The organism is Hymenobacter citatus, assembly GCF_014333615.1.
Lineage (GTDB): Bacteria > Bacteroidota > Bacteroidia > Cytophagales > Hymenobacteraceae > Hymenobacter > Hymenobacter citatus.
This window is the reverse complement of the sequence record NZ_JACSCY010000020.1, coordinates 38,994-51,752: the sequence shown is the minus strand read 5'-3', so window position 1 is coordinate 51,752 and position 12,759 is coordinate 38,994. Positions and strand designations below refer to the sequence as shown.

General features: G+C 56.6%; 8 protein-coding genes. 1 reads left to right on the top strand and 7 read right to left on the bottom strand.

Features of this window, described 5'->3' with window-relative positions:
• Positions 1–76 precede the first annotated feature (76 nt).
• The 3 genes from H8B15_RS18780 to H8B15_RS18770 form a co-directional block, all read right to left on the bottom strand.
• Entirely contained in the window at positions 77–1,066 is a 990-nt protein-coding gene (locus H8B15_RS18780) for a hypothetical protein (protein ID WP_187321189.1), read from the bottom strand.
• Positions 1,067–1,175: 109 nt separating this feature from the next.
• The gene (locus tag H8B15_RS18775) at positions 1,176–2,639 is read right to left on the bottom strand and encodes a POTRA domain-containing protein (protein ID WP_187321188.1); all 1,464 of its coding nucleotides are present in this window, start codon (positions 2,637–2,639) and stop codon (positions 1,176–1,178) included.
• A complete protein-coding gene (locus H8B15_RS18770; protein WP_187321187.1) occupies positions 2,626–3,018 on the bottom strand; it encodes a BlaI/MecI/CopY family transcriptional regulator in 393 nt (130 codons plus the stop codon). Before H8B15_RS18770 ends, H8B15_RS18775 begins: the two co-directional genes overlap by 14 nt.
• 235 nt (positions 3,019–3,253) lie before the next feature.
• On the opposite strand from H8B15_RS18770, the gene H8B15_RS18765 reads away from it, so the two are divergent.
• On the top strand, positions 3,254–4,696 hold the full coding sequence (locus tag H8B15_RS18765; RefSeq protein WP_187321186.1) for an energy transducer TonB: 1,443 nt from the start codon (positions 3,254–3,256) through the stop codon (positions 4,694–4,696).
• A gap of 19 nt (positions 4,697–4,715) precedes the next feature.
• Here H8B15_RS18765 and H8B15_RS18760 read toward each other — a convergent pair whose 3' ends face one another.
• The 4 genes from H8B15_RS18760 to H8B15_RS18745 all read right to left on the bottom strand — a co-directional run bounded on the left by H8B15_RS18760 (position 4,716) and on the right by H8B15_RS18745 (position 12,638).
• A complete protein-coding gene (locus H8B15_RS18760) occupies positions 4,716–5,699 on the bottom strand; it encodes a glycosyltransferase family 2 protein (protein ID WP_187321185.1) in 984 nt (327 codons plus the stop codon).
• 186 nt (positions 5,700–5,885) lie between these two features.
• Positions 5,886–8,228: a DUF6311 domain-containing protein gene (locus H8B15_RS18755; protein ID WP_484496853.1), complete on the bottom strand. Its 2,343-nt coding sequence runs from the start codon at positions 8,226–8,228 to the stop codon at positions 5,886–5,888.
• 148 nt (positions 8,229–8,376) lie between these two features.
• Positions 8,377–9,369 carry a glycosyltransferase family 2 protein gene (locus H8B15_RS18750; RefSeq protein ID WP_187321183.1) on the bottom strand — a complete coding sequence of 331 codons (993 nt, stop codon included), beginning with the start codon at positions 9,367–9,369 and terminating at the stop codon, positions 8,377–8,379.
• 194 nt (positions 9,370–9,563) lie between these two features.
• Positions 9,564–12,638 (bottom strand): M16 family metallopeptidase, encoded by a 3,075-nt coding sequence (locus tag H8B15_RS18745; RefSeq protein ID WP_187321182.1) that lies wholly within the window; start codon positions 12,636–12,638, stop codon positions 9,564–9,566.
• Positions 12,639–12,759 lie beyond the last annotated feature (121 nt).

The following is a 12,759-nucleotide window of genomic DNA, read 5'->3' as shown; positions in this document are numbered from 1 at the left end:
AATAAAAACCTGAATGCAGCAAAAACGCCGCTACGATATTCGTAGCGGCGTTTTTTTATGTACGCTATATAGGCTGTTACTTGGTAATATGTACTTGCAGTTTAGCCGCCGGAATAGGCGTTGTGATTATGTTTTCCACGTAAATAAGCCCAAACTTGGCGTCCTGCGTCCGGAAGGCATACACGCGGCCTTTCACCAGTGTTTCGGTGCGGACAGCGGTGGGAGTAGTACCATTGTTATATGCAGTAGTTAAGTCATTTGGAGAGGATGCCGCAGCAAAGGTGCTAGCGTTGAGGTTTGTTGAGCGCAGGAGCGTGGTACGGCGCTTAGTAGAATCCCTTGGCCACAGCGTGCTTAGGCTTAGAGTAGAATCTGAAGGCGACGCCAGCACAATTGAGTTTGCGGCGCCAGGGAGGTAGACCAAATCAATCAGCCCATACACATCCGAATAGGGAACCCCGGGCGAATCGGTTTGGGAGCCTATGTAGCGCGGAAACGTTAGGCCTGGCAGGAGTGCTATATACGAACGGCTGGTGAACGTGCGCGGTGCCTGCAAACCTACTGTGTAGCGATGGTAGGCAAGCGTAGAGTCGGCATTGCGGAGCGTAATCCGAAAGCTGGTGGTGCTTGTGTTACCATCTTCATCTGTAGCCTCAAATTTCCAGGTTTCGCGGCCGCTGGTAGAGCGTGTACTGAAGGTGTTCTGAAAAGCAAAGGTCTTCCGCCTCATCTTCTGGTTGAATACGACCAGCGTGTCTCCTCTGGTGTAGAGGTCTGGAACTGACAACCCAATGTAGTCAACAGGATTTAGGCGCGGAGTATACGTTACCGTAACACGCATGTTGGTCAGGTTGGGCGCGTCGGCCGTGTCGCTGCCTTGGGCTTTGGTTGTGGCTGCGAATATTTTATATGTCAGCGTATCTGCTGGCGTGTTGATGATGCGCGTGTAGGCCGTGTAGCGTGAGCCCCCCACAAAATCGAGCAACGGTCCAGATTCCAGATCGGGCTGGCAGGCAGTGAGCACCAGCGTGCCCAGCATCAGCCACAAAGAAAAACGTAGAAGCATAGCGGGTATAAAGATCGGCAGACGAGCGCAGACTTGTGCTACCCTAGCACAAGAAGCCAGCCTGCCGACCTTAACGCACGAAGCGGCCGGGTAGTCTTTTCAGGAGCGCTTACTTCGGCTGCAACACAAATTCTATATTCACCACTGCCGATCCATTGAGCTGCATTACGGGTATGGGGTTTACTTGCACTGCTGCCAAAGGTATGTTGCTGGCTTGTGCCAATAGTGTCTGACTTTCTACGAGCTTCTTACGGCTGAATAGGTCACCGCTATGCAGGGGAAGTTGGGCCAGCAGCGGCGCAGTAGCTACCGCAGGGGCACGCGCATCCTGTAGCGTAACGGTTCCCAGGCGGGCAGGCTTTCCTTCCGAAATGGTAAAAATCAAATCTACAGTGCCATTGGATTGCGGAACGACGCTGGGCTCAATCGAAAAAAACAAGTAACCCTGATCCATGTACAGAGATGTGACATCGGATTGCAGGCGCTGGCCGAGGGCTACCGAGTCATATACAGCGCCGGGTTTCAGCCCTAGTGCTTGTGTGAGACGAGCCGCCGATAGCACCGTGTTGCCTTGCCACGTGATGCGCCGGATGGTAGGGCCTGCTTGAGTGGCTGTGAGCGAAGCTGAAGCTGTAGCAGGCTCTGTTGGGGTAGGCGGCAATGGAGAGCCCGCGTAGGAACTAACAGCCCATGCCGTAGCGGCCACAGGTATAACAAGCAGAAAACGAAGTTTTTGCCAGCGGGTAGGAACAGAGGTGGTAAGCATAAAAATACGTTGCGTTAAAGTGGAAGAAGAAAAAGTATGCGTCAAACGGAAGGGAGGCTGCTGCGCCACCAGCTTCAGCAGCAGGCTGCCGTACTGGCGAATCCCGATGCCGGGTAGTTGCGCTACAGTGGTATCGGCCAAGTATTCGTGCACCTGCCGCACCTGCCGGCCCAGGTAGCGCACTGCCGGGTTAAACCAGAGTAGCCAACCGGCTACCTCGTAGCCCAGCAAATCCAGCGTGTGATACTGGCGCACGTGCACCTGTTCGTGCAGAAGTAGCAACTGCCGCTCTGCCTCACTAAGCGACTGGTGCAGCGACGAAAGAAAAATGAACGGCCCAAAGGAAAACGCTGGCAGCGCCTGCGTAGGCAAGTGCACCAGTCGGCCCGTTGGCAGACGAACGCTGGCGTGCGCAGTCACCAGCATGTATAGTTGCCACAAACTGCGGCCCGTACGCCATGCCCGGTAGCAGACGCCCGCAACATATACTCCCAGCACCACCCAACCCAGTCTGTGCAGATAATCGGGAGTGTCGAGAAGTGGAGATGTTGGGGTAGCTGCCAGCGCCCAGCGCAAGGGTAGGGCAGGGAGAGGTCCGGTTGGATCGTCAGCAGCGGCAGGCGCCAACCACGGCGTGAAACCGACCAGCAACGGCAGGGCAAAACTGGCAACCAGGCTAACCAGCAAGTACCAACGGTTCCAACGGAACGTGGGCAGCTGGGTAAATACCAGCCGGTAGAGTAGCGCGAAGACAACCGTGCCGAAGCTAACCTCGGCCAGGTAGAGCAGCAGGCTAGTGGGTGTCATCGGTAGGGGAGGTATCGGGAGAGGCTTGGTCCAGCAGCTGGCGGAGGCGCTGCACTTCCTCGGGGCTCAGGCTTTCTTCCGCTACCATAAAAGACACCAGCGCCGCCGGCGAATTGTCGAAATACTGCGTCAGCATGCGCTTAAGAGAAGCCGCGCGGTATTCCAGCTTACTGATGGCAGGCGAGTACTCATACGTCTTGCCATAGGCCTTGAAACTCACATAGCCCTTGCGCTCCAGAATGCGCACCACCGAAGAAATAGTGGTGTAAGGTGGCGCAGGGTCTTCATCCAGATGCTGAATAATGTCTTTAACAAAAGCTCGTTTCAGCTTCCAGAGCACGTGCATGATGCGCTCCTCTGTTTTTGTTAACTCTTCCATAAGGCAAGTATAACGTATTTATAAGTTATATAACGTATAAATACGTTTAATCGAGAATTAAAAGTGATACTATAGACTGTTTGATGCACCAAATAATTGATTATTAAGTAATTATTATTAATTTAATTTTTTTGGTGAAGCAAAGTGGAAGGTGCATACAACCTATCCTGGCTGTACTGCTGAGGCTTTTGCCCCATTTGTACCAGAATAGCTGCCGAAGCCGTTATTTTGTCCAATGCCTACCCTTCGCCTTTTGCTGCTCAGTGGCCTAGCCTCTTTCCTGTTCTACAGCTGTCAGTCCGACACGCCCGCTCAAACAGAGGTAGCAGGCGCTGAAACCGAGCTGCCCGTTGACACGCTGCCTGCCCCCACGCCTCGCCGCCCCGATACCCTAACCTGGCACCGGGTAGAGCGCCCTACCCAAGCCAATGCCCCACTCATCAGGCCGGGGGCCGGGCGCCGCGCCATAGCACCCCGCGACACCGCTGCCCCACCGCCCGCCGAAGCACGTCTTTACGACCTCACCCTGAAAGCCAGCGAGTACCACAAGATAGACCCTACCCAACTAGCCGAGGTGCGGGGTAGGGAGGGCACCGTGGTACGCATTCCGGCGGGCACGCTGGTCGACGCGCGCAGGGAGCCCGCAACCGGCCCTGTGTTTGTGGAATTGAAGGAGTGCTACGGGCTGGCTGATGTACTGCTCTCCAATATTGTGTCCGAAACCACCGATGATCAACTGCTGATACCGGGCGGCGCCGTGCTGGTGCGGGCCACGGGCAACGGCCAGTTCCTGCGCATAGCCGCGGGCCGCGCCGTGCAGGTGGAGCTTCCGGCTTCGGCCCGGTCGGGAATGCCGCTGTATTATGGGCTAAGCGGGCGCCGGCAGCCGGTTAGGTGGGTGGTGGCTGGCTCTGAGACGGTAGTAGACGACCAGATATACAATGAGGCGCACCCCATGCCTGTATATGAGAGTGGCCCGGCCACCCTGAACAAACTCGTGCGCTACCCCACCGCAGCGGCCGGTAGCCACACGCAGGGTACCGTCTACGTGTCGGCGGTGATTGACGAAGCGGGGCGGGTGCTAACGCCCAAAGTGCTGCGCGGCCTGGGTAGCAGCTTCGATGCGGAAGCCCTGCGGGTGCTGCGGCAAAGCTCGGGCCGCTGGACGCCCGGCCAGCGCGAAGGGCGTTTTGTGAAGGTGAAAATACTGGTACCCATCCGCTTCACCTTACCCGAAGCCCCCGACCTACTGGCTGATACTGACTCAACTATCGTGTCGGCACCAGCACCATCAGTAGCCGCCGCAGAAGCGCCGGCCACTGATCGGCAGGCTTTCCGGGTAGGGCAACTGGGGTGGATAGCGGCTGCCCGTCCGCGCCCCGCGGCCGAAGCCGTGACTACCCTCACGGCCGCCGTAGAGCCCGACACGCACACCAGCGTACGCCTGGTGCTGCACGATGCCGCTACCATTGTGCTAGGCCAGCCCACCGAAACGGGCTACGACTTTGTGGACGTGCCGGCCAACAAAAAGGCCGTGCTGCTCGGTATTCGCTACATGAGCGGCACACCCTACGTGGCCGTGCGCGAAATCACTACGGGGCGCCACAGCAGCGAGCCGCTCAGCTTCCGCGAAACCACGCTGGCCGAGCTAGAACAGCTGGTGCAGGAGTTGGAATAAGGCGGCACAACGCCACCGGTTACGTCGGGAAAACAGGACCTGGGTGGGTAGCAGGACTAGCGGCAGGCGCAACGCTGGTAACCGGAATATTGGTGTCGGAAATGATGTAGAGGGGGCGCTGACGCACGTTGGCCGACAACCGCGACAAATACTCACCAATGATACCGACCGCAATTAGCTGAATGCCCCCCAGGAATAAAATGCTTACCATCAGGGAAGCCCAACCTGGCTGGTAGTCATGTGCTATAAATCGCTCGTAGAGCGTGTAAAGCACAACCAGGAAGGAAATGCCCGATACCACAAACCCGCTAATGGTAGCAAACTTAAGGGGCGCATCAGAGAAGCCCGTGATGCCGTCCAGCGCCAGCCGAATCATTTTACTGTATGTGTAGCCGGTGGCACCACCGGCTCGTTCGGCCCGGTCGTATTCGAGGTAGGTCTGACGGTAGCCAATCCAGGAAATCTGCCCGCGGATAAACTTATTTTGCTCTGGCATTTGCTTGAGCGCATCTACCACCTTGCGGGACACAATACGGAAATCGCCCGTATCTACGGGGATTGATATGTTAGTGATGTTGGCTAGAATACGGTAAAACAGCTTGGCAGTGAACTTCTTAGCGACGCTTTCGCCCTGGCGCGAGCGGCGACGGGCATACACTACCTCGTAGCCTTCGTGCAGCTTCTGGTAGAGCTGCGGAATCAGCTCCGGCGGGTCTTGCAAATCGGCGTCGATAATCACTACCGCCTCACCATGCGATAAGTCCAGCCCAGCCGTAACGGCAATCTGGTGCCCAAAATTACGGCTGAAATCAATGTAGCGCACGCGCGCGTCGCGCTCTGTGAGAGCTTTAACCAGGCGCAGCGACTGGTCGCGGGAGCCGTCGTTGACAAAGATAAGCTCGTAGGAACGGCCAAGCGGGGCCAGCACGCCACTCAGCCGGTCGTATAGAGTCTGAATATTGGCTTCCTCATTATAGATGGGAATGATAATCGAAAGATCCATGCAGCGTAGTAGGATAGCGGAGGTAGGCTGCAAAGATAGGTAGGAGGATAAACCTACAGCCCCTATACCCTTTTTGCGCTCAATACATGAGCAGTTTAAAAACGAAGCGGTTGAGTTTTTTGAGCAACAGCAAGGGAAAGGGGCCTAGCGTAGCATGGGACTGACGCAGTGATGCGCAGTAGATGGCTACCACGCCAGTGGGTAGCCATTGAGGACAGGTTGTCCGCGCGAGTCCAGCCAATATACTTGTGTGGAGCGAGGTCGAATCAACAGGTCATCAACCAGGATATCGGCACCATCCATTGCCACTTCTACCCGGTTTTGCGGAGATTTTAGCTGAATGACGTAGGCAAATCGAACCCAGTCGCCATGAATTTCTGTGCTGGTTTTCATTGATTCTTCCCGCCGCTCTACCTCATTGCCACTGGGGTCAAGCTGACGGTAGCGTAGCACTGGCAGCCAGTCAGAAGTCTTTGCGTAGGCCCAAATACTTAGCTCGTAGCTAGTTGTATCGGTGGCGCCGGGTAGGGGCCCTTCATACAGTGTGAGCAGGCCTTTGCTACGATGAGCAGCGCCGGGCTGTGTGAAAGAAGCTGAGGCGGAATTTTCAGAAAAGGTGCGCCAAATAACAGCTGGCCCTGGTGCTGTACGCCAGATAGGCCCTTCTTTAAGTAAAGACGCTTGATGCGCTGCAAACCAAGCCCGTTCTTTAGCCGGACGAGCGGTAGCGAAGGCCGTCAAGGGTAGCTCGTAGAGCGTTACTCGATCTGTTTGCAGCAGTTGCTGGGCGCCCCTTTGCAGCAAAGCGGTTTCAGCGGGGCGTAGAGCATCCTGTCGGGAAGCTACTACCAGCAGGGGGCGTTGGGAGGGTAATTGTGCCGGTAGGCTTTTAGGAGTTAAATCGGAAGAAAAAAGCTGAAGCAAGCTGAGGGCCTGCGTGGTAGACGTCCGCGACATCATACCGGCGATGATGGGTAAACGCAGATTAAGCGCGGCCCGAAAGCCTTCGACAACGCTGATTTCGGAGCCGCCCAAATCAAACTTTTCGGACCCCAGCGAATAGTACGGCAGTGGCAGCAGCGCCTGAAAGCGCGCTGGGTCGTGGCCTGCTTTGGAAAGCAATTCAGCATAGTTGTCGTCAGGACTCAGGAAGTGGGTGGCTACTTGGGCATCCCGTAAAGGGTGGGTAGCTGCTTCCACTTGGTACTTAGCCTCTAGCCCCCAAAGCAGCAGCAGCAGGCTGAGCAGTACAACGCCAAGGCGCCCTACCCGGCGCTGCTGCAACATGCGGTACAGCTGCCACAGCTGCACCACCGTAACGACTCCTATAACATAGTAAAATATCCAGGCGAAGCGCCCCAGTGAGCGAAATTGCTTGAGGCCCGGCAGCCAATCAATTAATCCGCTGAAAGAGGGTAGGATGAAAGGCCAGCCGGCCGCAAATAGCAGTACCAGGGTAGCGGCCCACAGGCTAGTTCCAAGAGAGTTAGGCAAGGTGGGGGCTAGTATCCACAGCCAACGTTTCCGTACCAGATGATCTATCCCCCGCACTACTAACAGCCCAATACCCAGCACAGCGGGTAGGCCTATATAGGCATACCCTTCCCAAATGGGGGCATTGGTATGGAAAATGAAAGCAAAAACGGCTGCAAAAGGCTCTATCACAGGACCGAACACGCTGGCAATATTGGTGTGATAGACAAAGAAACCATAGGGATTCACCGGGCGGTCTGCCATAGAATCAATCAGGCCAATCCACAGACGAAACAGCAGAACCGGCAACGTACCGCTTAGCACCAACCAAAGCGGCATGCGCCAGGGCTGAGCGCGGCGGCCTAGCTGCTGCACCAGCTGCACGGCGGCAGTAGCAAGGGGTAGCAGTAGGGCATGCAGGAGGTAGTAGGGGTGAGCCAGCGCTAATAGCAACGCTGAAAGAAGGTAGCCAGCTAACCAGCGTGCCCGCTGCCGGGTAGTGGTGGCGTGCATCAGCCGCAATTGCAAATACCATAGCAATGGTACGGCAAAAAACAAGGCCAGCGTGAGATGCCCCCCTGTAATACGAAACCATTGCGGCGACAAAAACACGATGAGAAGCGCCGCACAGGCCGCTAGGAGTTGGCCAACCCGGTAGCGGCGCATAATAGCGTAAAGCAAAGCCGTGGCAGGTAGCGACGACAGGAGTATGGTCAGGTTCAGGGCGCCTACCACGCTGGCTTTGCTCAGGCCAAATACACTTTCCCAGGTTTTCAATGCCCAAGCCAGCAACGGAAAACCATCCGTGTAGGTTAGCAGCTCTCCGTACGGATAAAGCATGCCCGTAAACTGCTGGCCGTGGTCGATCTGCACGTAGTAGAGTAGGGCGAAATACGATTTAATGCCATCACCGGCAGGCGACAGCAGATACTCTGTGGGGTGCCACAAAACTTGCCCGACACGCGCCCAGAGTAAGAGCAAATGAACCAGTAAAAGTCCGCCTAGTACCAAACGGTCAGATAATGCAATCGTCGTTGATTGTCGCGGCACAGTCATCAAGTAGAGAAGTAAAACGAGGCAAGTAGCGTCGTATCATACCCCATAGGGTAATCAGGCGTTGATACTCAGCTTGCAAGGCTAAAAATGGATTGCAGGTAAGGCCACGCCTCCTTGTTGGCTAAAGGTTAAGGGCAGCCGGAGAGAACTAAGCAGGAGGAATGTGCGGAGTTCGGGGTGCCGTATCGGGCATCAGGGAGCCACGAGGTGGCGGCACGGGTAAACCGCCATCCGTTTCGCTCACGAGGTAGGGCGGACGCTGTTTGGACTGCACAAATAAACGGCCTAAGTACTCACCCATAATGCCTAACACCAGAAGCTGGATACCGCCAATAAACAGCACACTTACTAGGGTAGAGGTCCAGCCCGGTACGGCGTCATTAGTGAACAGCAAGATATACAGTGCGTAGAGCGCGTAGCTGAAAGCCAGTGCCGATACCACTGCGCCGGCCAGGGTAGCAAGGTGCAGGGGCCGAACGCTGAAGGAAGTCACCCCGTTGAAGGCTAGTTTCACCATCTTGCGCAGGGTATACTTGGTTTTACCCCGGAAGCGGGCCGCCGGCGTGTACGCTACTTTTTTCTGCCGAAAGCCCACCCAGTGAATAAAACCGCGCAGAAAAAGCTCCACATCGGGGCTGTTGCGCACTACGTCGGCCACGCGCCGGTCGATGAGGCGGTAGTCGGCTGTTCCCGGCTCGAAGCTCACGCTCGACAGCGAGTTCATTAGGCCGTAGAAAGCATTCGACGTACTCCGTTTAAACCACGACAACTTCTCATCATCTTCCCGTTGCGTATATACAATATCATAACCGGCCAGCCAGTGCCCAATCAGTTCGGGTAGCAGCTGCGGGGGGTGCTGCATATCGGCGTCCAAGGAGATGATACAGTCGCCGGTGGCATAATCCAAGCCAGCGCGTAGGGCGCTTTGGTGCCCGAAATTGCGGGAGAGGGCTACATAGTGAATTTCTGGGTCTTGCCTGTGCAACTCGCGTAACACGTGTTGGGTATTGTCGTGGCTACCATCGTCCACAAAAATCAGTTCCCGTTCGTAGCGGCCCGTTAGGTTTTCCTTGATGCGTGCTGCTACCTCCGATAGGTTTTCTTCTTCATTGTAAGCGGGGATAACGATAGAAATTTTCATAGCGCAGCTCAACACAAACAAAGGGCAGAACAGAAATAGCAGACGGGCAGTCAAGCGCCTCTTTAGCGTCAAAGCTACGAGATATTGATGGATGCCATGTTGCCATCCAGCAGCTGAGAGGGGCAACCGAGCTGCAAACGAAAGCGCCCGGCTTCTTAGAAGCCGGGCGCTTTTTCTAATCAACCACAGGCAATCTATTGCCCGGCGTCTGTTTTCTCGTCGCCGGCTTTGTGCTTCACTTTGATCTTACGGCCTTTCTCGTCCTTGGCTTTGGCTTTGCGCCGGCCTTCTTTCACGGTCACGTCTGTATCGACGGCCGGGGCGGCGGTGGGGGCCTCAGCAGTAGGAGCGGGGGTAGCGGTAGGCGTCACACGCTGGCCGTTGGCATCCAACTCCACTACGTCGTAGCCCAGCTCAGCCAAGCCGGGGAAGGCCTTGGTCCGGTCGCCTACCACTACGATGTACATCTTGTCGGCGGGTAGGTATTTCTGGGCCGAGGCCAGCACGTCTTCCTTCGTCAGGTTTTTCAGGATGTCGCTCTGCTTGGTCACGTAGTCGGGCGCTAGGTCGTACTCTACCAGGCGCGACAGGAAGCCGGCTTTCTGCTGGCCGGTTTCGTAGCGCAGGGCATCGCTTTGGCCCACCGAGGATTGCAGGAACGCTAGCTCCTCGTCGGTAATACCGTTGCGGTAGTTGGTAATTTCCTTCATAAACTCCTTCACCGAAGCCGCTGTAGCATCGGCGCGCACCCCGGCCGAGGCCGTGTAGGGACCAATATAGCGCGTGCCCGAGAAGCCCGAGCGGGCGCCGTAGGTGTAGCCCTTGTCTTCGCGCAGGTTCAGGTTGATGCGCGAGTTGAAGGCGCCGCCCAACAGGTAGTTGGCCAGGTAGGCGCGATAGTAGTCGCCGGTGGCGTCGTAAGTGAGGGGCGTGAGGTAGCCCACCCGGATTTCCGACTGTGCCGCGCCATCTTTATTGATAAAGTAGATGCGGGTTTTGTCGGGCTGCTGCGTTCTTTCGCCCGGCGGAATGGTTACGCCTTTGCGCGGCCAGGATTTCAGGAAGGCCAGCGACTTCTCCACGGTGGCTTCATCCACATCACCCACGGCCGTCACGTAGCTCACGTTGGGCGCGTAGTTCTGCTGATAAAACTGCTTCACGTCGTCCAGCGTCAGCTCCGATACGGTAGCCGTGGTGCCGCTCGCCGGCACCGACATAATATCGCCGGGGCTGTAAAGCAGGCGCGAATAGGCATTGTTGGCAATGACTACGGGCTGGGTGGTCTGATTCGCAATACCTTCCAGCGTCTGCTTTTTCAGGCGGTCAAAATCGGCCTGGTCGAAGCGTGGGTGCAGCAGGCGCTGCTCCAGCAGGGCCATGGTAGCGGGCAGGTTTTTGGTGAGCGACTGCACGTATACCGTGGTGTTATCGTCGCCGGAATTTACGCTCACGGTGCTCCCCAGGCGGTCTAGAGCGGCTGAGAACTCCTCGCTGGTGTATTTCTCCGAGCCTTCGTTCAGCATTTGGGCTGTGAGAGCTGCTACCCCGGCTTTGTTGCGGTTCTGTTGCTCTAGGCGGTGTCCGCCACGGATGGTCATTAGCATGGTCACGGTTGGGATTTCCGTGTTTTTGGTGCCGATCAGGCGCAGGCCGTTATCAAACTGGTCCTGCCAGATAGCGGGCACTTTCACCACAGGGTTGGCGCCAGAGCCGGGCTGCTTGCTACGGTCAAATGTATCGGTGGCCTTCACGTATTTCAGGCCCTCGTAGCCGTAGTTAGGCGCCTTGTAGCCCGCTTGCGACACAGTGTAGTTGTCTTTGGCAGCAGCCAGCGCCATTTGGCCTTTCGGCAATACGCTCAGAATTACGGCGTGCTTGCCGCGGATGTACTTGTCGTACACACGCTGCACATCGGCTTTGGAGAGGGCACGCAGGCGACGTAGCTGCTCGGGGAGTTGGTTGGGGTTGCCCTCGTAGGTCTGGTAAGCGGCCAACTGACTGACCTTACCAGATACGCTGCTCAGGCTATTCACGGCCTGGGCCTCGGCGCTGTTTTTGAAGCGCGTTAGCTGCTCGTCCGTAACGCCGGTTTTCTCGAACTCCGCCAGCGTTTTACGGAATACCGTTTGGGTGCTGTCCAGACCTTTGCCGGGGTAGCTAATGGCCAGCATGATAAACTCGCCGCCTAGCTCCGAGGTACTGTTGTACGCCTGCGCCTGCACGGCTTTCTGCGCCTTCACCAGGTTTTTGTAGAGCAAAGAGGTCTTGCCCTGCCCGATAATCTCAGCCAGCGCATCCAGCGGAATCTCGTCGGGATGGTTTTGGGGCACGGCGGGGAACACCATTTGCAGCATCGGGAAGCGCACGTTGTCCTCGTAGCTCACGTAGCGGTCCTGGTTGAGCACGGGCGCAGGCAGCTTTTGCTCCTTCACTTCGGGGCCGCGCTTGATGGGGCCGAAGTATTTCTCGGCCAGCTTCACCACCTCGGCGGCTTTCACGTCGCCGCCTACCGTTAGGGTCGCGTTGTTGGGGCCATACCAGCGCAGGAAGAAGTTCTTCAGGTCGTTCACGTCCGACCGGTCCAGGTCTTCGAGGTAGCCGATGGTGAGCCAGGAGTAGGGGTGGCCGTAGGGGTAGAGCGTTTTGGCAATGTACTCCTGGGCCAGGCCGTAGGGGCGGTTGTCGTAGTTCTGGCCGCGCTCGTTTTTCACGGTAGCGCGCTGAATCTCAAACTTTTTCTGCGACACGGCATCCAGCAGAAAGCCCATGCGGTCGGCCTCCAGCCACAGCGCGGTTTCCAGCTGGTTGCTGGGTACGGTTTCGTAGTAGTTGGTCCGGTCGCGGTTGGTGGAGCCGTTGAGGGTACCACCGGCAGCCGTCACTAGCTTGAAGTGCTGCTGGTCGCCCACGTGGTCGGAGCCCTGAAACATCATGTGCTCGAAGAAGTGCGCAAAGCCCGATTTGCCAATCTGCTCCCGGGCTGAGCCCACGTGGTAGGTCACGTCCACGTGTACCAGTGGGTCGGAGTGGTCTTCGGCCACTACCACCGTGAGGCCGTTGGGCAGCACGTACTTTTCGTAGGGAATTACCAGCTCGGAGCCTTTGCGGGTCACTTTTTCTACCAGTTTAGCGCCGCCAGCAGTAGCCTTGGCGGGCGCTTTCACGGTAGGCGGTTTGGGCGTCGTAACGGGTGTCTTTTTCTGAGCTACGGCCGGCTGCATAGCCAGTGTAGTTCCCAAGCCCAATAGCCAAAGCTGTTTGCGAATCATGTAGGAAAAATAAAGAATGAAGTATCCTAAAAACCAGTTGGAAGGTACAAGGTAAACAGACACATCCTACCCCGCAGGGCTGCAAAGGCTTCGTATTTCAACAGAAAAGGTCTTTCAGCAA